General features: G+C 37.0%; 21 protein-coding genes. 3 read left to right on the top strand and 18 right to left on the bottom strand.

The genetic code is table 11. The features are described from left to right. Positions 1-99 precede the first annotated feature (99 nt). Entirely contained in the window at positions 100-1,593 is a 1,494-nt protein-coding gene (locus DEU40_RS10190) for a tetratricopeptide repeat protein (protein WP_110009722.1), read from the bottom strand. Between the two features lie 378 nt (positions 1,594-1,971). Between DEU40_RS10190 and DEU40_RS10185 the strand changes: the two genes are divergently transcribed. Beyond that, positions 1,972-2,475 carry a GNAT family N-acetyltransferase gene (locus DEU40_RS10185; protein WP_228406492.1) on the top strand — a complete coding sequence of 168 codons (504 nt, stop codon included), beginning with the start codon at positions 1,972-1,974 and terminating at the stop codon, positions 2,473-2,475. Between the two features lie 269 nt (positions 2,476-2,744). On the opposite strand, the gene DEU40_RS10180 is transcribed toward DEU40_RS10185, so the two are convergent. The 3 genes from DEU40_RS10180 to DEU40_RS10170 all read right to left on the bottom strand — a co-directional run bounded on the left by DEU40_RS10180 (position 2,745) and on the right by DEU40_RS10170 (position 4,872). Next, entirely contained in the window at positions 2,745-3,431 is a 687-nt protein-coding gene (locus DEU40_RS10180) for an MBL fold metallo-hydrolase (protein WP_110009721.1), read from the bottom strand. A gap of 55 nt (positions 3,432-3,486) precedes the next feature. After that, positions 3,487-4,074, bottom strand: a complete 588-nt coding sequence (locus DEU40_RS10175; protein ID WP_110009720.1) for a Crp/Fnr family transcriptional regulator — start codon at positions 4,072-4,074, stop codon at positions 3,487-3,489. A gap of 120 nt (positions 4,075-4,194) precedes the next feature. After that, the gene (locus tag DEU40_RS10170) at positions 4,195-4,872 is read right to left on the bottom strand and encodes a MarR family winged helix-turn-helix transcriptional regulator (protein WP_110009719.1); all 678 of its coding nucleotides are present in this window, start codon (positions 4,870-4,872) and stop codon (positions 4,195-4,197) included. A gap of 261 nt (positions 4,873-5,133) precedes the next feature. Between DEU40_RS10170 and DEU40_RS10165 the strand changes: the two genes are divergently transcribed. Further along, positions 5,134-5,421: a hypothetical protein gene (locus DEU40_RS10165; protein ID WP_110009718.1), complete on the top strand. Its 288-nt coding sequence runs from the start codon at positions 5,134-5,136 to the stop codon at positions 5,419-5,421. A gap of 49 nt (positions 5,422-5,470) precedes the next feature. On the opposite strand, the gene DEU40_RS10160 is transcribed toward DEU40_RS10165, so the two are convergent. From DEU40_RS10160 to DEU40_RS10135, 6 genes are read right to left on the bottom strand one after another with little or no spacing between them, the layout of a single operon-like run. After that, entirely contained in the window at positions 5,471-5,842 is a 372-nt protein-coding gene (locus tag DEU40_RS10160; protein ID WP_047422842.1) for a response regulator, read from the bottom strand. A gap of 28 nt (positions 5,843-5,870) precedes the next feature. Continuing rightward, on the bottom strand, positions 5,871-6,449 hold the full coding sequence (locus tag DEU40_RS10155; protein WP_228406491.1) for a chemotaxis protein CheB: 579 nt from the start codon (positions 6,447-6,449) through the stop codon (positions 5,871-5,873). A 2-nt stretch (positions 6,450-6,451) separates the two neighbouring features. Further along, entirely contained in the window at positions 6,452-7,282 is an 831-nt protein-coding gene (locus tag DEU40_RS10150; protein ID WP_110009717.1) for a CheR family methyltransferase, read from the bottom strand. Beyond that, positions 7,283-7,648, bottom strand: coding sequence for a response regulator (locus DEU40_RS10145; protein ID WP_171006230.1), 366 nt, complete (start codon positions 7,646-7,648; stop codon positions 7,283-7,285). It abuts the gene before it with no gap. Positions 7,649-7,663: 15 nt separating this feature from the next. Then, the gene (locus DEU40_RS10140; protein WP_110009715.1) at positions 7,664-11,266 is read right to left on the bottom strand and encodes a response regulator; all 3,603 of its coding nucleotides are present in this window, start codon (positions 11,264-11,266) and stop codon (positions 7,664-7,666) included. Between the two features lie 5 nt (positions 11,267-11,271). Beyond that, positions 11,272-12,744, bottom strand: a complete 1,473-nt coding sequence (locus tag DEU40_RS10135; RefSeq protein ID WP_110009714.1) for a response regulator — start codon at positions 12,742-12,744, stop codon at positions 11,272-11,274. A gap of 197 nt (positions 12,745-12,941) precedes the next feature. Here DEU40_RS10135 and DEU40_RS10130 point away from each other — a divergent pair, with 197 nt between their 5' ends. After that, positions 12,942-13,559 carry a Crp/Fnr family transcriptional regulator gene (locus DEU40_RS10130; RefSeq protein WP_228406490.1) on the top strand — a complete coding sequence of 206 codons (618 nt, stop codon included), beginning with the start codon at positions 12,942-12,944 and terminating at the stop codon, positions 13,557-13,559. A gap of 122 nt (positions 13,560-13,681) precedes the next feature. Here DEU40_RS10130 and DEU40_RS10125 read toward each other — a convergent pair whose 3' ends face one another. From DEU40_RS10125 to DEU40_RS10090, 8 genes are all read right to left on the bottom strand, one after another. Next, the gene (locus DEU40_RS10125) at positions 13,682-13,981 is read right to left on the bottom strand and encodes a hypothetical protein (protein ID WP_110009713.1); all 300 of its coding nucleotides are present in this window, start codon (positions 13,979-13,981) and stop codon (positions 13,682-13,684) included. 82 nt (positions 13,982-14,063) lie between these two features. After that, a complete protein-coding gene (locus DEU40_RS10120) occupies positions 14,064-15,503 on the bottom strand; it encodes an SDR family oxidoreductase (RefSeq protein ID WP_110009712.1) in 1,440 nt (479 codons plus the stop codon). Positions 15,504-15,551: 48 nt separating this feature from the next. After that, positions 15,552-16,142, bottom strand: coding sequence for a GTP cyclohydrolase II (ribA, locus tag DEU40_RS10115; protein WP_110009711.1), 591 nt, complete (start codon positions 16,140-16,142; stop codon positions 15,552-15,554). 28 nt (positions 16,143-16,170) lie between these two features. Then, positions 16,171-16,719, bottom strand: a complete 549-nt coding sequence (locus tag DEU40_RS10110; RefSeq protein ID WP_110009710.1) for a lipocalin family protein — start codon at positions 16,717-16,719, stop codon at positions 16,171-16,173. After that, positions 16,709-17,398, bottom strand: coding sequence for a lycopene cyclase domain-containing protein (locus DEU40_RS10105; protein WP_110009709.1), 690 nt, complete (start codon positions 17,396-17,398; stop codon positions 16,709-16,711). Before DEU40_RS10105 ends, DEU40_RS10110 begins: the two co-directional genes overlap by 11 nt. Further along, positions 17,395-17,847: a sterol desaturase family protein gene (locus tag DEU40_RS10100; RefSeq protein WP_110009708.1), complete on the bottom strand. Its 453-nt coding sequence runs from the start codon at positions 17,845-17,847 to the stop codon at positions 17,395-17,397. Before DEU40_RS10100 ends, DEU40_RS10105 begins: the two co-directional genes overlap by 4 nt. A gap of 1 nt (position 17,848) precedes the next feature. After that, entirely contained in the window at positions 17,849-18,313 is a 465-nt protein-coding gene (locus tag DEU40_RS10095) for an SRPBCC family protein (RefSeq protein ID WP_110009707.1), read from the bottom strand. A gap of 53 nt (positions 18,314-18,366) precedes the next feature. Next, positions 18,367-19,203 (bottom strand): phytoene/squalene synthase family protein, encoded by an 837-nt coding sequence (locus tag DEU40_RS10090; protein ID WP_110009706.1) that lies wholly within the window; start codon positions 19,201-19,203, stop codon positions 18,367-18,369. Positions 19,204-19,209 lie beyond the last annotated feature (6 nt).

Genomic DNA, 19,209 nt, shown 5'->3' with positions numbered 1-19,209 from the left:
CTGTATAATTTTAAAATTCTCAATGGTTATTTCTGCTGAGATCAACAATAAATCTTTTCATAAAACAGAATCATTCTGCTTTTATTGTGATGTATTTCTTTATTCTGCCAGGTTATCAAAAAAATCGTAAATATCTGTTTCTCCGGGAATATTCAGTCTTTTTCTGATCCTGTATTTCTTTTGTTGAACAGATTTATGCTGTACAAAAGTATAATCTGCAATCTCTTTGGATGAAAAACGTAATTTCAGCATTGCACAGAAAGCCAGTTCTGAATTTTCAAGATCCGGATTGATCGCCAGCAGCGATTTAATAAATTCAGGAAAGAGCTCTTTAAATTTCAGCAGGAAAGAAGAATCATTTCTTTTAGCAAGCTCAGTCACCTCCTGAAGCTGTTTTGTCTGAACGTGATTTTTAAGTGCGTCGGTTTGTTCTTTTAAAGTATTCTTCTTCTTTTGTAATCTGTTAATCATTTTCCGTACATATACTCCTGAAACAGTAAGTACTGTGATAGACAGTGCAATAAACAACGGAAGATCATTTTTATGCCAGTCCGATTCCTGCTTCATTTCCGAAATAAAATCTTCGGTAGCTTTGTTCATAACGGTAAATCGTTCCGCATCAAATCTTCCCTCCTCTTCCATATATTTCTTCAGATAAAAATAGGCCTTCCCTCCGTCATTTTTTTTCTTATATAATTCTGCAAGTGATTTATAAACTTCTTTGATATGTGAAGAATAGGTCCGTCTTGTCTTAATATTTATTTCCAGTGCTTTTTTTAGTGCTTTTTCAGCCTGTTCGCTATTTTCAATTTCATTATAATAGTATCCCATTGTATAATACACCCAAAGAGATTCCACATCTGTAGTTTTCTGACTGATCATTTTTTCATCTGCTTTGCTGATGTATATACCGGCAGAATCAGGTTTATGAGTAAATAAATAGTATTGTGCCACCATACAATTGGTGTACGCCGAATTTTCCAACACATTTGCTTTTGTAAAGCATTTCAGAGAAGTTCCCAGCCATCCTTTCCATGCATAGTAAATTCCTTTGTTTACATAAAGTCTGGGTAGAAGTTTTTGGCTAAGCTTTGTTTTTTCAGTCTGTTTGAGATAATAAAATGCCTTGTTGTTGCATTCTATAGCCTTATCGTTTAATTTGAGATGAGAATAATAGAGACTGTAATCATCATAGAATGCTGCTTTATGGTAAGCATTTCCGGAATTAATCAGATCTTTTTCTGCTTTATTGAAAAAAAAACGGGCTTTTTCATAATTTCCTGCAGAAACATTTACGCCTGCCATATTCAGATAGCAAAGTCCTTTTCCTGCTGTATATTTTAATTTTGCCGCTTTATTCAGATATTCTTTATTAAGCTTAACAAAAGCCTCATATTCACCAGATAGCTGAAGCTCAGAGCTTTGAGTTAACAGAGATACATCAAAATTTTTCTGGTCTGTATTATCAGTTTCCTTATAACATGAAAACATAACCAGAATCAGCCCCATGAAGATTGTAAAGGCTATTATCTCTTTGATAGCCTTTGAGTTGATCGTTTTATTTTTAAAAATGATTACATTAATTTTTCTCATCAGCACACTTTTCCCTGTATATCTACATATCTACCTATTCACTTACTTAATAATAAGTTGATAATTTTCTATCGTTATTCTAATATTATTCCCCAATCAGTGTTATAAATATACATAAATTATCATGTTCATTGTGAAATAAACAGGTTATTTCGCAAAAATGTAACATTCAGATAAAATATTGTAATATTTCTCATTTAAACAAACACTTTTTACCATTTAAAGACTGCTTTTATGAACTTTCTGTCAAAAAGTATATGCTTTATTCTAATAAGACTACCTGAAACGAAATTTGTTACAAGCAGATAAGGTTGTTTTATAATTTTTGATAAGTTATTTTGACAAACAAAATTATCTCCATATTTGTATATTGATCTTATGAAAAATCTTATCAGTATGAATATCAGCTATCGCCAACTTCTTCCTGAAGAAAGTAAGGCATATCGGGCCATCCGTCTGGAAAGTCTGGAACAGTTTCCTGAGTCATTTTGCGCAACCTATCAGGAAGCCAGTAAAATTGAAAAATTTCAGATGGAAAACGACATTGAAGAACAGACTTTTGGAAAATTTGTAGTGGGTGCATTCTCAAATGATTTGCTGATAGGCATCTGTGCTTTTGTTAAAAGTGACGAAAACTCAGGTACTCTTTACCAAATGTATGTAAAAAGAGAGTTCCAGGGAAAGAATATTGGTCAGGGATTGATTGAAGCTGTTATTCATGAAGCAGGCAGACAGTTTAATGATATTGAAATTTTCCTGGAAGTTACACCCGGAAATGACAAAGCGTACAATTTATATAGAAAAACAGGATTTTTGGAAGTAAAAAATACCTCTGCCGAAGATCCCGGTAATTATATTGTCATGAAATATACACCTGAATAAAAGCTGGATAACTTTCAAAATCATGATACATAAACCTGGTACTGCATAGTTCATTTATTCTGGACTACGGATGAGACCATTTCAAGCCAGAAGAACACAGAAACGTACTGGCAGCATATTGAAAGTAAAAAAGAGATCACCTTCACAAAATTAGTTCCTTCGGAATTAGGATTGAAAAAAATTGATCATTTCGGTTTTTTCAAAAAAAATATGAAAGACAGGCTTTGGGCTAATGTGGTAGAAAAGTTAAACGGTTTTCTTTAAACCATTTAACTCTGATCATTTTTTAAAGTCTTTACAAATTTCTCAAACTGTCGATCTGTATTTTGTAAGACCGGTCCGTGACCAAAGCAGATAGTAGCCGGATTCAATTCTGCCAGTTTCTGAAGCGATTTGATATTGCGCTGCTGATCCGTGGTGAACATATTGGGAGGAAGCCGAAGCCCCGGCACTGTCGTAAGCAGGTTCATATTGGTAGCGGCATCCCCAATGATCAGTAATCCATCCTGCTCTCGAAACAAGGAAATATGACCTCCCGCATGTCCTGGGGTTTCTATTACCTGAAAATTTCCGATTTTATCGTTTTCAACGATGGTCTGCCCTACTTTATGTCCCTGACCCGCCCAGTATTTTTGCTGAAGCTTTGCCAGCCAATGCTGCGGAGCCGGATAGTCGTTGGTTACGAGACCTGTTTCAGTCCTGAAAACTTCATTGGGATGGCAGAGCAGGGGTATATTGAATTCTGCACATATATGATCGCTGCAGCCCTGGTGGTCTGCATGGGCATGGGTTAGTACATGTTGATGAACAGGGAATTTCTGCAGGATTTTCTTTATGGTTGTGTACGAACTTCGTATTCCCGAGTCTACCAGAACACCTTCAATAATATAGCAATTGATACTGTTTCGCGGCATGAGTGGAATATGGAATACTTCAGGAGCAATTTGACGTAGCATAATTTTTTTTCTGCAAATCTACATTACCGACCAGTATGGCATAAGGACATTTGTCCTATAATATGCCAGGTCTGTGGATTTGTCCTTTCGCCCGGGTAAGTGATCGCTGTGTAATTCCAAGGTATGAAGCCAGATCCTGTGTCGATATCCGTTTTACGAGCATCGGTTCATCAGATAAGACATGACGGTATTTGTCTACAGCGGATTTATTATTGTAATTCAGAAGATAACGTTCCTTTTGAATATACTCCTGCTCTATCACCGATTTTGTAACTCCGTTCAGAGCAGCCACCTTTTCCAGCAACTGCTGATAGTCTGGATAACTTATGCTATAGATTATGCTATCTTCTACAGCCCTGAAGCTTTTTCCGGATTTCTCCTGCGCTATAAACCCGGAAAACGAGGTGACAAATTCATTTTCAAACTTGAAGCAGGTTATATTTTCCTTACCTTCTTTATCGGTAGCATATGCTTTTACAGCGCCACTGGCAATAAATCCAATATAACGGCAGATTTCATCTTCATGAATAAAAAAATCACCCTTTTTTAAGTGAACCGGTTTAAAGAACTGCAAAGAAAAGTTGACTTCATTGGGTGATAATCCTCCTGTTGAGGACAGATAATTTTCAAAAACATTACTCATCCCACAGTCTGTTTGGTTTTTATTTTCTTGCAAATCACACATCAGATCCAGTAATTTTATTAAGGTGAATGAAGGAATTAATTATAAAAATAAGGTTCGGTTAACTATCACTTTTAAATATTAAGAACCCTTAAATACATACTCATCATACACCGTATTGATCAGCTCATCAGGATTGATGTTCCGCGAAAAAATAGGATAATGAAAGCGATCCAGCTTATTAAGAATACGGATCAGTTCCATTTTCTCGTAGTGGTTGAGATTTCCGGCAACGATATTGGTAGCCTGACGGATTTTTTCCATTTGATTTTCCAGGACCTTTAATCCTCGTTCGGTAATACGGATTAATTTACTGCGTTTATCTACATCAGAATCTGTCTGTTCTATAAGTCCCTGGCGCAAAAGCCTGGCGATAATAAGCATCCCTACCGGCTTATCATGGATATTTTTTTTGATAAGCGCCATTTTTGTCATTTCCCCGAAAGCTTTAAGATTAATCAGATAAATAAAATCTTCCTGAGTAGAAAATTCAGAATGTGAGATGGCAGACTTTGAATAGGTTTTTGCATACCGGTTAAGATGAACAAGTAATGTACTGATGGCACTCTCCGGCGTTCTTCCGTTCTCCTTGCCTTCCCAGTAGGGCTCTTCAGGGTGATGTTCTTCAATATTCCCTTTACCAGAAATCCATGCTTTAAAGCCCTGAATAGTTACCGGATAAGACTCCGGGCTATTACTGACTTCAGTTTCAAACTCTTCCAGCAGGTCTATATAATCTTTAATAAGCGTGTAATTCATTTCTGTTAAATAGTTTACAAATATACTAAATTCACCTCATATATAAACAAAATTAAAGCAAATAGAATAGATTCTGTGAACAATGGTGAACGGGTATTTCCTGCATAATACTCTGTTTTTTATCTTATCCAAACCAGGAATAAAAAGAAATGATAATCTGATCATTTTGGTTATCAAAGTTTTCCAATCAATCGTTGTGTGGTATTACGATATAACACGGTATAATAATTGTTGGAAAATAGACAGGAGTAAAATAAGCGTATGGATCATATAGAAACCGAACCAATAGATTTGGTAAGAGATAAAAATTTTATTGATAAATACTTCAGTTTAACTATAAAAAAGGAATTGAATATAGAAATCAATGTCAGCAGTGAGTATATTACTGCCCAAAATATTGTTTCCCGAAAATTAATTCTGGTGAAAACATTTTCGGATGCTGTCATGGGAAATCCTGAACTGTACCTTTTATTGGCTTCTCTCATCCATGATGTGAATACCCACTCTTTAACAAAGGGACAGATCATCAGAGCACTGGAAAAAGAATAAAGATCTCTCAAAGCCTGAGAGATCTTTTATTTTTTAACGTAACCGGATATTATACCTGTTCTTTCAAATGTTTCGCAACCATTGCTTCCAGATCATCAAGATTAAAAGGTTTTGAGACATAATCATCAGCTTTTGCTTCTGAGGCCAAAGCAACAATATCATTATTGGCTGTAACATAAATGACCGGAATATGTTTAAATTCCTCGGTGCTTTTGAGAAGTTTTGTAGCTTCTACCCCTCCTATTTTAGGAATCCAGTTATCCATCAGAATAACATCCGGCTGATAGTCTGCCACTTTCTCAAGGATATCGTGTGAAGTCTCTGAGATTTTGACATCATACCCGTTTTCTTCAAATATGATGGTGATCACTTCTAAGATAGCCGCTTCATCATCAAAAATTAAAATCTTCTTTTTACTCATATTATGTAGATTATTCTATTCTGAAATATTATAATTGTTTTATATAATCCGCTAAACCGGCGGGCGTGATAATTAAATCATATTCAATTTCTTCTATGGCATGTTTCGGCATAAATTCCACTTCTGCTGTTTCCGGATCCTGAATCCATACCTGCCCGTTATTTTTTTTAATATAACTTAAGCCTTCTACTCCATCGGCATTAGCTCCCGATAAAAGGATACCGATCAGATTTTCCCCATAAATTTCTGCTGCAGACCTGAAAGTAACATCTATAGAGGGACGGGAATAATTCATTTTTTCCGAGCTGTCCAATGACATCCATTGTGTGTTCTCAAACAACAAATGATAGTCTGCGGGAACAATATATATGGTGTTATTATGAACTTCCGTTTTATCTTCAACCTCTATGACAGGTATTTTGGTAAACTGCTGCAGTAAAGTACGCAGAATATCTCCCGATTGAGCTTTACGATGCATCACCAGTACAATGGGAACAGGGATGGTATGATCCAGGTTTTTGATCATTTCTATGATGACCTGCAAACTTCCTGCTGATCCGCCGATAACAATTAACTCTGTATTGGTTTGTGGTTTCATTCCGCTCATTACTAGTGGTGATCAATTTTTTTCCAGATTTTCTGATCTTCAACCTGATGGTAATTTTTGTCGATAGCAGAAAACCGAAGGGTTTCTTTTGCTCCCAATGCGAGAAAACCTAAATTTTCCAGGCTGTTATCAAAAAGTCTGAATACTCTTTCCTGAAGTTCTCTGTCGAAATAAATCAGTACATTTCTGCACACAATCAGCTGAAAACTATTGAAAGAGCTGTCTGACACAAGGTTATGTGTTGATAAAATCAGTTTTTCCTGTAAGCTTTTATCAAATCGTACACTATCATAATTGGCAGTATAATAATCTGAAAAGTCTTTTAATCCGCCTGAAAGCATGTAGTTTTCCGAATACAGTTTCATCTGCTGCAAAGGGAAAATACCAGCTCTGGCTGTTTCAAGAACAGCGGGGTTCAAATCGGTTCCATAAATCAGAGACTTACTGTAAAGACCGGCTTCTTTCAGCAGAATGGCTATGGAATATGCTTCTTCACCTGTTGAACATCCTGCAATCCAGACCCTGATGAGTGGATAGGTTCCCAACTGAGGCAATATATTATCCCGCAGTGCTTTAAAAAAAGAAGGATCCCGGAACATTTCCGTAACATTTACTGTAACTTCTTCAACAAAACGTTTTAAGTACTCTGTATCATTCATCACAGTGTATCTGAGCTCTGCAAAACTGGTAAACCTGTCTAAAAGACATATACGGTTAACTCTTCTTTTAAATGAAGCCCTGCTATAACCCGAAAAGTCATAGCCATACCTGTCATACACATCTCTGATGAGATATTCTACTTCTTCATCTTTTATGATACTTGGTTCCAGCATCTATGAAAGTTTTTCTATTGCCGTTATTAAAAGATCCACATCAATGGGTTTTGTTACGTAATCATCAGCTCCGGCTTCCAGACATTTCTGGCGGTCTTCGGGCATTGCCTGTGCGGTGACAGCAATCACCGGAACATGTTTGATTTCCTGAGTATCCCTTATCATTCTTACAGCTTCATATCCGTCTATGCCAGGCATCATCATGTCCATAAGAACAACGGAAAACTGAGGATCAGACTTCATCATTTCCAGGGCATCCTGTGCCATTGTACATGATTCCACTGTATATCCACGGGCTTTAAGGGTTAGTTTTAAAGCAAATATATTGCGTGGGTCATCATCCACGATTAAAATTTTCTTATTCATCAGAATTTTATCTGTTTAACTTTCATACAACCAAACACGAAGGAGTGATAATAGCTGATCTATATCGACTGGTTTTGAAATGTAGTCCGAAGCTCCTGCTGTAATACATTTCTCCCTTTCTCCGATCATTGACTTAGCAGTAATAGCTATAATAGGCAGTTTTTTAAATGCCGGCATTTTTCTTATTTCCTTTATTGTCTCATAGCCATCCATCTCCGGCATCATCATATCCATCAGAATAACATCGATATCCGGATTGTGGCTGATTTGCTCCAAAGCATGTTTTCCATCCATGGCTACAATGACCTCAACTTTATATTTTTCCAGGGCTTTCGTTAAAGAAAAAATATTGCGGACATCGTCATCAGTAATGAGTACTTTTTTACCACTCAGCACTTCTGTTAAAGAACCCAGCATTCTGCCTGTATTACCTTCGGCCGAACTGTTTTTTTCTTCCACCAAATGTAAGAATAAACCAACCTCATCTAAAACTCTTTGATAGGAATGTGCAGTTTTTACAACAATAGAATCTGCATATTGCTTTATTTTTAGTTCTTCTTCTTTAGACAAATGATGTTCCGTAAAAATAATGATCGGTAGATTTTCCAGTCCCTCATAGCTTTTGATTGATTCTATGACGTGATAATCATTTCCTTTTGCACTTCCGGTGTCCAGAATTACACAGTCGACAAGGTCTGAAGTAAGTGCTTTTACACTATCCTCCACATTATGTTCCACAGATAAGGAAATATTAAAATTGCTCAGGAAATAAGACAATGCGCTGGCATGTTTGGCATTTTCTTCGACAATTAAAACTTTCTGAGGTCCTTTTTGTAATGCCTCTTCAATTTTCCTGAATACATCCGTCATTTTGTCCAGAGCCACAGGCTTATTGATAAAGTCTACCGCTCCTTTCATCAGGCTTTCTTTTTTCACATGCAGGGCAGACATCATATGTACCGGAATGTGTTTTACCTGAGGATCAGACTTCAACTCGTCCATGACTTCCCAGCCATCTTTTACAGGAAGCTGAATATCCAGTAAAATAGCATGCGGATGATATTTCTGAGCCGCTGAAAGACCATAATCTCCTCTTACGACCACTACCCCTTTATAGTTCTGTAAGCGAGCATATTTCAATAGAGCTTTTGCAAAATTGGTATCATCTTCAATGATAAGGATGATTTTGTCCCCTTCCTGAATATTCTCTCTGTCGTCCTCCACATCTTCAGGAATTTCCAACGTATTCTTTTTAACAGTTTCTCCTTCATCAAGGATATTCTGAATTTCTTCAACATCTTCCCGTATAATTTCCACCAGATCCTGATCCGTTTCGGAATAAACAACTTCAGTGACCTGATGCACAGGAATAATGAAGCTGAATTCACTTCCTTTATTGAGTTCACTTTTCAGAACAAGCTCACCTCCTAAAAGTCTTGCAATTTCGCGGCTTATTGAAAGTCCCAGACCTGTACCTCCAAATTTTCTTTTTGTAGATCCGTCAGCCTGCTGGAATGCTTCAAAGATAATTTTCTGCTTATCCTCAGCTATTCCGACACCGGTATCTTTTACTGAAAATATAATAAAATCAGGTTTTTCAGAATGTTTTTTGATCAATAAACTGATGCTTCCTTTTGTTGTAAACTTTAAAGCATTGGACAACAGGTTTCTTAATACCTGATCTATTCTGAGACGGTCACTTTCAATAACAGGCTGTACGTTTGAATCAATTTCTATATTGAAAGGAAGGGCTTTTTCCTGAAATACAGGATTAAACAAACTCTTCAGATCTTTTACAATTTCTTCAATAACGACTTCCTGATATTCCAGGGTCATTTTACCGGATTCTATTTTGGCCAGGTCAAGAATTTCATCTATTAACGTTAATAAGCTTGTTCCTGAACTTTGAATAACTTTAGCAGATTCCACCTGGTCTTCGTTAAGGTTTTCATCCGGATTTTCTGCCATTAACCGCGATAACAGAAGGATTGAATTAAGCGGTGTACGAAGTTCATGAGACATATTGGCTAAAAATTCAGACTTGTATTTGGTGCTGAGTGCCAGTTCCTCTACTTTTTTCTGAATCTCATTATTACGTTCAGCAATCAAATGATTCTTTTCTTCCAGCAATCGTGAGCGTTCCTCCAATTCGGCATTGGCCTGCATCAGCTCTTCCTGCTGTACCTTCAATTCTTCTTCTGAAGCCTGAAGCTTCTGCGTTTGTGCTTCCAGTTCAGTATTGAGGTTTTCAAGCTCAGAATGCTGTACCTGTAATTCTTCAGACTGTGCCTGGGTTTCTTCCAGCAGCTGCTGTTCTTTTTCTCTTCCTTTTGCCGCATTCAGGGCTATTCCTATATTGATGCTGCACTCTTCAAAATAGCTGATTCTGTCTTCTTCAAAATTAGAGGTAGATCCTAATTCCAGGACTCCTATGGCATGGCCGTCTGCAAAAACAGGTATCAGAATGATGCCATAGATCTTAATGGTACTGCTGGCAAAAGTTACTACAAAATCATCTTCATGAAGATTATTGTATACCTGTGTTTTAGCATTCATGAAAGCCTGCCCCACCATTCCTTCACCCGGCTCAAAAGTCTGTTTCATATTGGCTTCCAGACCAAATGCTTTGTTGAGCTTCAGGACACCTTCGTCAAAAAGATATAATGAACCGTTGATACAGTTTCCGTATTCAATCAACTGATGTAAAGCCCTGCCGGCAACTTCTTTTACTGATTTATTTCCGACAAGGGATTCATTCAGTAAAGCAAGACCTTTCTGGCGCCAGTCGCTTTTATTAATTTTTTCAAAAGATGTTTTAAGAGATTCGGTCATGTGATTCAGGGATTCTACAAGATCCCCAAGATCATCCTCTGCGTTATCTACAGCTTTCTCGCTGTAATCACCATTGGCTACTCTGTTCGCAATTTTTTGAATAGCACTTACACGGCGTGTCATTTCCTGATCTTTATCCCTCAGCATTTTTTCCAGCTCATCTCTCCTGATAAGATCTGCCCTCATTTTAAAATAGAAAAATGTGGTTACAACTACCGCAGCCAGTGCAGAAAAAACAATAAAAAGAACGGTCGTTTCTGATGAGCGTGTTAAATCTTTGTTTTTAATTTCAACCTGACTCTCTTCATACTGCACAAAATCTTTTACAATTTTACGGCACTCGTCCATATAAGCTTTACCGGTAACGATTTGCTGCTGGGTCATCACAATACCCTTCCGTCTGTTTTCCACAAGATTTTTCAGGTTATCCATCACCTGGCTCACCGCTACTTTTAATCCGGCAAGTCTTTCCTGTTGGTTTTTATCCTTCAATCCCAATGATTCTGCAAGCACCAGCGCTTTGGAGTATTCTCTTAATCCGCGTTTATAGGGTTCGAGAAAATCTTCTCTTCCGGTCAGCTGATAGCCCCTGTTTCCTGTTTCTGCATCCAGCAAAGCTACCAGGACATCCTTAACAGCCGTCACAGAACGTCTGCTTTTGGAAAGACTCTCACGGTGATTCATTTGATTCTGAATACTCCAGTATGAGGCTATCGAACTGGCTATCAATATCAAAAGCGAAAGACCTATTCCAAACTGGAGATTTCGTATAATTTTTTTCGGCATGAAAATTAATTTAATGGTAAGGTAAAATAAAATGTAGAACCTTCATCTACGATACTGGAAACACCAACACTTCCGTGGTGCTGTTTGATGATTTCAGAGCATATAAACAGACCGATTCCCATTCCCTGGAACTGCAGTGAAGATTCTTCCACACGATAGAACTTCTTGAATACGGCCTCCTGTTTAAAGTCAGGAATTCCGATTCCAAAATCTGTAACATTCACTCTCACCTCCTGAGCTTCTTCATCCACAAAGGTAGTTACAATCACCTGGTTATTATGAGGGGAATATTTGATCGCATTGGTCAGGAAATTAATCAGCACCTGCTCGATACGGATTTCATCCAGGGGAATTAAAATATCAGGTTTTACCCCATGGCGTTCAATTTTCACCTGCCGTTCATGGGTTTGTTTTATGGTTTCAATGGCATTACTGATCACATTTTCCAGATTCACCGGCTTTTTATTGATTTTCAGTTTTCCGTTTTCAATTTTTGAAACATCAAGAAGATCCGTGATGAGTGTATTCAGCTTTTCAATCTGGCTCTGGACTTTTGTAACAAATCCTGCTTCGGAGCTGTCTTTATCTAATTTCAGCTTTCTTTCCAATAGCTGAACATAGGCTTTAATACTGGTTAAAGGGGTTTTTAATTCGTGGCTTGCAATACTTAAGAATTCATCTTTTTCTTTTTCCACTTTTTTCTGATCGTCAATATCGGTAAATGTTCCTACCCAGTTTTTAATACGGTGTTCATCATATACAGGGGTTATCCTAAGCAAATGATAACGGTAATGGCCCGAAATAACATTTTTAATTCTGATCTCCAATTCAAGAGCTTTTCCTTTTTTTCTGCATCTTTCCAGTTCTTCGCTGATCTTATGATCATCAGGGTGTGTTTCCGGAAAATCCTGTTCATTGTCTGAATATTGGTACCACTTACCATTAACAAAATCAACTGCACCTTCTTCATTCAGAGTAAATGCAATCTGTGGAAGAGACTCCAGCATAAGATGAAAATGGTCTATCTGGGATTTCATGGTCACCTGAGATTCCCGTCTTCCTTTTACTTCCAGTTCCAGATTCTGCTGTGTTTTTTTCATAGCAATATTCTGCTCCTGGAGATTATAAAAAGTTTTCACTTTAAGCAGAAGAATTTCAGGATCCACGGGCTTGGTTACGTAATCTTTACCACCAGAAGCGTAACCTTGGGTAATGAATTTTTTATCGGTATTAACAGCGGATAAAAATATAATAGGAACATCTTTGGTTTTACTGTAGTCTGCAAGAGTTTCTGCAACTTCAAAGCCATCCATATCAGGCATCTGAACATCTAAAATAATTAAGGCATAGTCATTTTTCAATGCTTTGCCGAGAGCCTCTTCACCGGAGCTGGCCGTTTCAACCTGGAAATCTTTAGATTCAAGTAATTTTTGAAGCGAATAAAGATTACTTTGGTTGTCATCAACAATTAAAATCATAGAAGTTAAAATCAATAATTAGTTACGGATACTTTAGCTTCAAAAATACTCACAATATTTGAAAAAACAGTAATTTTTAAAGGTTTATGCATAAGGATTTCGTACCACATTTTTTAAGAAAAACAGCAATGGCATAATGATTGAAATTATTACAATATTTTTAAAGATTCTCTCTAATTTTCAGAAAAACCATAATTATGAAAAAAACAATAAGCTGTATGAATATCGATCAGGAGATCCTTTACTCGTTCGGGGGTGAAAAAGTCATCTATAAGGCTAAAGAGTTTATTTTCAAAGAAGGTGATTATTCACAATATTATTTTCAGATTATCAGTGGAAAAGTAAAGCTGAACACCTTTACTGAAAATGGAAAAGAATTTATTCATAATATATTAGGTAAAAATCAAAGTTTTGGAGATCCGCTTCTTTTTATTGAAAAAGTATATCCTACCAATGCCATCAGCTTACAGATCACAGAAATTATAAGAATGCCTAAAGATAATTTTATGCAAATGCTTAAAAGTAATCCGGATATTTCCCTGGATATGAACATGTGTTTATCACAAAGACTGTATTATAATAATTTAATGGTCCGCAATCTGGCATTAGCAGATCCCATTCAACGGCTGAAAGGTGTAATGGATTATCTGAAAAGCTACCATGACGGAGACTGCCAGCACTGTTTTCCTATAGAACTTACCCGTCAGCAAATTGCTGATCTTACAGGGCTGAGGGTTGAAACCGTCATCAGAACGATAAAAAAAATGGTGAATAATAAAATAATAAAACTTGAGGGGCGCAGGATTTTATACTAACTGTATATTGATTGCATTATCATAAACTCATCTTATTTCTTTAAATATAGATTATAAATAAACCATAAAACAAAACAGATGGCCGGAATTTAAAAATTCCGGCCATCTGTTTTAAACTAACCTTAATTTGTTTTTTTCCTCCATTCTGCCTTCACATCTTCAGCGGCATCCTTCATGCTTTCCCATGCTTCATCTGCCTTATCCTTGATATCTTCCCACGCATCTGCGACATTTGATTTTACTCTGTCCAACCAGTCTTCCTGAGTTGCTTCCTGATCATTATTTCTTTTTTCATTGATATAATCTTTAGCTTTATCCGCTAATTCACTAATTTTCCATTTTGCATTATCAGCTGCATTTTTTAATGAGTTTTCTGTTTGGTCTACTGCATTTTCTGCTTTGTTGTAATCTGAATTATTCATAATATAATATTTAGGTATTTGGTATATAAATAAACAATGTTCATGCCTAAAAAACAGACATTATGTTAAAATATTCTTAAAATTAAGATTTTTTCTTCCCGCTTAGGCTTCTTATCATTCCTTTGAAGATAAAGCCATGAAATGGCAGCACCATGAGCCAATATAATCTTCCCCAAAGGCCTTTTGGACGAAATACAGCTTTTTGCCAGATCTTATTTCTGTAAATTTTAAACATCAGCCAGGCTTCTCCGGGCAGCTTCATCTCAGCCAACAATATAAGCTTGCCTTCTTTACGGTCAGCATATAAAACCCGCCAGAAGTCTAATGCATCTCCATCTTTAAGGTCTGAAGGATGCCTGCGTCCCCTTCTCAGTCCGGGGCCGCCAACAAGCTTATCCAGAAATCCTCTTATTCTCCAAAGATCCTGCCCATACCAGCCATAATCTCCTCCTAACTGAAAAACCCGGCTCATACAGGCTTCCCTGTCATCATACTCTTCACTCCGGAGATCCGTAAAACAACCGTATTTCGGTACATCCCGGTATTCTTTCAAGGTTGAATCATGACGGCTGCTGATGAAACTGTCTTTCCAGCTGGAAATGATTTCATTGGCCTGAATTTTTGCAAGGGTTCTCTTCAGGGCTGTATCATATGAAAACGGCTGCACACCGGTAATTAATTTGATCTCAGCAAGACTTTCGGGACGGCAGACCACCTCTACCTTCATGCTTCCAACCAATGCTTTGGCCAGGTTATAAGAGGTTGAAGTAATAAAATAGAGCCAGTACGAAGACAGTCTGGGCGTCATTACAGGCAGTGTAAAAATCGTTCTTTTGAGACCTCTTACTTGTGCAAACTGCAACAGCATATCTTTGTAAGTCAATACATCATCACATCCAATGTCAAAATTTTTCTGATAAGCAGCTTCTTTAAACAAAACAAAAATCAGGAAATCGAGCACGTTGGCAATTCCTATTGGCTGACATTGGGTATACAGCCATTTGGGAGCTACCATGACGGGCAGTTTTTCAACGAGATCCCTTATAATTTCAAATGATGCACTTCCTGACCCAATGATAATTCCTGCGCGAAGAACTGTCGCGGGAACCCTGCATTCCATCAGAATTTTTTCAACTTCGTACCTTGAATTCAAATGCTTTGACAGTTCTTTTTCATTTACCAGCCCCGAAAGATAGACAATATGTTTACATTGCGTCTTCTCAATATAACCGGAAAAGTTGGCGGCACATTTTTTTTCCGAGTCTTCATAATCAGCAGTATTGCTCATGGAATGCATCAGATAGTAAGCACCTGCAATATCTTCAGGAATATTTTTAAGTGTTTCCGGCTTCAGAAAATCAACTTCAATAACTTCAATGAACTGTTCGTCGATATCCATATCTCTTGTAAAACGACCGATATCCCTGCAGCAGCAAACGACTTTATATCCCTGCGCGGCAATCACACTGATCATTCTTTTACCGATATAGCCGGTTGCTCCTGTAAGCAGTATTTTTTCCATAATTATTGCATTAAACAGATCAATAAATATTCCGCCTGTCCGAGTCCATTATATTCTTTCTAAAAAATGACCAAAATAGTCTTTCTTTTTAACAAGATAGCCTGCATTGATCTCATTGGAATCAATTTCCAAAGGAATCCTGCTTTTGAGAATGATTCTGCTGTTCTCAACAGATTTAATCTTGTCAGGATTATTGGTTAACAGATTGATTTCCTTAACATCCAGCAGATTCAGCATTTCCACGGCAACATCAAAATTTCTTCCGTCAGCAGGCAAGCCAAGTCTGAGATTAGCTTCAACAGTATCTAATCCTTGTTCCTGAAGTGCATATGCTTTCAGCTTATTGATGATCCCAATATTTCTTCCCTCCTGACGGAGATAAACAATCATTCCTCCTTTTTCAGACATATATTTCATTGCTGCATCAAGCTGCTGACCGCATTCACATTTTTTAGAATGAAAAACTTCTCCTGTAATACATTCAGAATGAAAGCGGACATTAACAGTCTTATCATAATCTGTATTTTCTGCTACCAGAACCAAATGCGGACTCCAGTCTTTTTCATTTTCCGAGAATGCATATATAGTGAATAGTCCGTAATCTGTGGGTATTTTTGATTGAGCCTGTATTCTAAGCATACGTTTCGATTTTATTAAATTTGAGAATTTATTTATCAAAAGGACTTTTCTTATCCTGCTTCACCCAGATAAGTTTAGAGGTATCATACCCTATTTCCTGCGCCTTGCTGATAAATTTCTGCTTTATGTTTTCAGGAATAGTTTTTTCACGGGAAAGAATCCAGAGATAGTCCAGATTTTTTCCTGCAATCAGTGCATATTTGTACTCTTCCAGGGCAACTACATTATATCCGGCATAAAAAGGCCCGAAAAAACTCACTTTCAGAGCTGCCACATTTTTTTCTCCTCTGAATTTAGCAGTACCATTGGCAGAAACCCATTTATCCTTTTTAAAATTATATCCGCTGTTGACTACGTTTACATTTCCGTCTTCAGTAAGGCTATACTGGGCGATTGCATTGTCAAGGTCTTTTTCAAAGCGATAATCAAATCTGGCAATCTCGTACCATGTCCCCAAATACCGGTTCACATCAAACTGGTCAACAGGCTGCGCTTTTTCGGGCATGGAAGAACAGGAAGTCAAACTGTTTAACAGCCCGAAGCTTAGTAATAATGTAAGAATGATTCTATTTTTCATTTTTAGTTATTTTTTTAAAGAAGTAAATATTGAGTAAAAACTGACTGTAACCATAGACAGCATCTTCAACAGGAATAGTTCCCATTCTGACGCCTAAAAAGTCACCAGGATTGTAGTTCACAACAGGTGACGGAATAAAAGATCCCGTCAGGATTCCATTCACTGCAAAAAATCCGGGCATCAAAACCAGATATACAAAACTTGCTTTACCGATCCATTCTTTTTTGGCAATAAAATGCAGATAAGAAAGCGTAAGCACTGTTACAATGATGGTCAGCAAAGTATAGATCCTGTCGTAGTAAAGAAGTCCCACAACACTGAGAACAATAACTGAGGTAAAAACAATCAGATTATTAAAGAGGTCTGCCCGATTGAATGTAAAAAATTTTTCCAGGCAGTAGTATGTAAAAACACAAGCAAAAGGAATACAGTAAAAGAACAGCCATTCTTCCAGAGGAAGCCCTGCTATTTTAAATCCTAATGTGTAACGGTAATCAAACCACCACACTCCTTTTGCGGTGAACCATATATCCCATAGTATAAAAGGAACTGCTACAATAGTGGACGACATGAAAAACTTCAGGAAAAGTTGATTAAACTGTATCCTACGGTCAAAAGAAGCCAAAAAGCAGATGATGACGGTGAAAAAATTGATCAGTATGTAAGTGTATTGCATCATTTTTTATTGAAATACATTTTAAAATAAATCATAGGAACCCACAAAAAGCCGAAGCACTCTCCTTTTTCTTTCCCCAAATGTTTGTGGTGCTGTTTATGGGCACGCCTGATAGCAAGGAAATACGGATTCTTTGTTTTGGTAAAAACTTTTGCTCTCTGATGAATAAAAATATCATGAACAAAGAAATAGGCCATCCCGTAAAGGCTTATGCCCAAACCGACAAAAAACAGATAACTGAATTCCTGCCTTACTCCTGCATATAACAAAGCAATAGCAGGGCTGGCAAAAATGAAAAAGAACAGATCATTTCTTTCAAGTTTTCCATCGTTGCTATGATCATGATGATCCTTATGCAGATTCCATAGAAAACCGTGCATAATATACCTGTGAATAAGCCATGTGGCTCCTTCCATGGAAATAAAAACAAGTAAAACGATCAGAAAATTCATGTTAATGATGTTTGCGGTTAAAAAGATCATTCAGAACGCTGTATCTGAAATCGAAAATGTTTTTGAGCTTTTCTTTAACAAATAAACCATGAGCAGCCCTTCCAAGAATTCCCAAAGGAAGTTCATAAAATACAGTATCTTTCATTAATACCCCGTTCTGATCAGGAATGAACTCATGAAAATGGTTCCAATGCTTATAAGGTCCTTCTTTCTGATAATCTGTAAAACTTCTGCCTTCTTTTACCTGGCTGATAATCGTTTTCCATTTCATCGGGATTCCCAATACCGGAGAGACGGTATAATCTATTTCCATACCCTCAAAAATAGGTTCGTCCTGTATATCTGAAAGCACCACAAAATTCATACTTTTAGGTGTTATTTCAGATAAATTATGAGGAGAGGAAAAGAATTTCCATGCGGTCTCGATATCACAATTCAAATGTTGTTCTCTATATAATCTGTACATCGTTATTTTTTTATTGAATTAAATTCTAAACCATCTTCCAAACAAATGAGTGATCAGAAATAAGCAGATTTGTATCTTATATAACTTTTAAATGCAACCAATAATTTCTGCGAATTGGCAATCCTGATTCTTTGCTGCAAAATATGCTGGGAACTTGTTTTCTTTATTTTTTCAAATAATGACAGATAGTACCTGTATGCGAGATACACTCCAAACTTAGAAGAACCCGGAAGTTTCCTGATACCCTGCAATGCTTCTTTAAATTCTTCTTCAATTTCTTTTTCGATCTGAGCTTTAACAGTATTATCAAAGACAGACATATTCAATGATGGAAAATAAGTCCTGCCCAAAATCTGGTAATCATCTTTCAGATCACGTAAAAAATTAACCTTTTGAAAAGCGGAACCCAGTTTCATAGCAAATGGTTTAAGTTTTTCAAATTGCTGCTTATCACCTCCTGTAAATATCTGCAGACACATAAGTCCCACTACTTCAGCAGAGCCGTAGATATATTCATTATAGAGATCTGAATTATAATCTATTTTTTGCAGATCCATCTCCATGCTGTGCAGGAACTGATCGATCAATTGAATATTGATATCATACTGACGCACGGTTTCCTGAAACGAATGCAAGATAGGATTGAGTGATATTCCCTGCTGTAATGCATCGTACGTTTCTGCTTTTAATCTTTTCAACAGCTTTTCTTTATCATATCCATGAAAGCTATCAACAATTTCATCCGCAAGGCGTACATACCCATAAACAGCATAAATGGCAGGTCTGATAGAAGGCTTCAGAGCCAATATTCCTAATGAAAAACTGGTACTGTATTTTTGAGTGGTGCACTTACTGACCTCGTAAGACAATTCATCAAACAACTTTTTCATATTATT

The sequence above is a fragment of the Chryseobacterium sp. AG844 genome (assembly GCF_003182335.1).
GTDB lineage: Bacteria > Bacteroidota > Bacteroidia > Flavobacteriales > Weeksellaceae > Chryseobacterium > Chryseobacterium cupriresistens.
Note: the sequence above shows the minus strand (reverse complement) of the source record. Positions and strands in the feature narration are given on the sequence as shown.

Excerpts from the sequence above, each read along its gene's own strand:
- DEU40_RS10180 (WP_110009721.1), bottom strand. The coding sequence starts at position 3,431 with ATGCTACGTCAAATTGCTCCTGAAGTATTCCATATTCCACTCATGCCG.
- DEU40_RS10120 (WP_110009712.1), bottom strand. The coding sequence starts at position 15,503 with ATGGAAAAAATACTGCTTACAGGAGCAACCGGCTATATCGGTAAAAGA.
- DEU40_RS10100 (WP_110009708.1), bottom strand. The coding sequence starts at position 17,847 with ATGAATTTTCTGATCGTTTTACTTGTTTTTATTTCCATGGAAGGAGCC.
- DEU40_RS10140 (WP_110009715.1), bottom strand. The coding sequence starts at position 11,266 with ATGCCGAAAAAAATTATACGAAATCTCCAGTTTGGAATAGGTCTTTCG.
- DEU40_RS10185 (WP_228406492.1), top strand. The coding sequence starts at position 1,972 with ATGAAAAATCTTATCAGTATGAATATCAGCTATCGCCAACTTCTTCCT.
- DEU40_RS10125 (WP_110009713.1), bottom strand. The coding sequence starts at position 13,981 with ATGAATAATTCAGATTACAACAAAGCAGAAAATGCAGTAGACCAAACA.
- DEU40_RS10160 (WP_047422842.1), bottom strand. The coding sequence starts at position 5,842 with ATGAGTAAAAAGAAGATTTTAATTTTTGATGATGAAGCGGCTATCTTA.
- DEU40_RS10155 (WP_228406491.1), bottom strand. The coding sequence starts at position 6,449 with ATGAGCGGAATGAAACCACAAACCAATACAGAGTTAATTGTTATCGGC.
- DEU40_RS10110 (WP_110009710.1), bottom strand. The coding sequence starts at position 16,719 with ATGAAAAATAGAATCATTCTTACATTATTACTAAGCTTCGGGCTGTTA.
- DEU40_RS10190 (WP_110009722.1), bottom strand. The coding sequence starts at position 1,593 with ATGAGAAAAATTAATGTAATCATTTTTAAAAATAAAACGATCAACTCA.
- DEU40_RS10095 (WP_110009707.1), bottom strand. The coding sequence starts at position 18,313 with ATGTACAGATTATATAGAGAACAACATTTGAATTGTGATATCGAGACC.
- DEU40_RS10165 (WP_110009718.1), top strand. The coding sequence starts at position 5,134 with ATGGATCATATAGAAACCGAACCAATAGATTTGGTAAGAGATAAAAAT.
- DEU40_RS10090 (WP_110009706.1), bottom strand. The coding sequence starts at position 19,203 with ATGAAAAAGTTGTTTGATGAATTGTCTTACGAGGTCAGTAAGTGCACC.
- DEU40_RS10150 (WP_110009717.1), bottom strand. The coding sequence starts at position 7,282 with ATGCTGGAACCAAGTATCATAAAAGATGAAGAAGTAGAATATCTCATC.
- ribA (WP_110009711.1), bottom strand. The coding sequence starts at position 16,142 with ATGCTTAGAATACAGGCTCAATCAAAAATACCCACAGATTACGGACTA.
- DEU40_RS10170 (WP_110009719.1), bottom strand. The coding sequence starts at position 4,872 with ATGAATTACACGCTTATTAAAGATTATATAGACCTGCTGGAAGAGTTT.
- DEU40_RS10175 (WP_110009720.1), bottom strand. The coding sequence starts at position 4,074 with ATGAGTAATGTTTTTGAAAATTATCTGTCCTCAACAGGAGGATTATCA.
- DEU40_RS10135 (WP_110009714.1), bottom strand. The coding sequence starts at position 12,744 with ATGATTTTAATTGTTGATGACAACCAAAGTAATCTTTATTCGCTTCAA.
- DEU40_RS10145 (WP_171006230.1), bottom strand. The coding sequence starts at position 7,648 with ATGAATAAGAAAATTTTAATCGTGGATGATGACCCACGCAATATATTT.
- DEU40_RS10105 (WP_110009709.1), bottom strand. The coding sequence starts at position 17,398 with ATGATGCAATACACTTACATACTGATCAATTTTTTCACCGTCATCATC.
- DEU40_RS10130 (WP_228406490.1), top strand. The coding sequence starts at position 12,942 with ATGAAAAAAACAATAAGCTGTATGAATATCGATCAGGAGATCCTTTAC.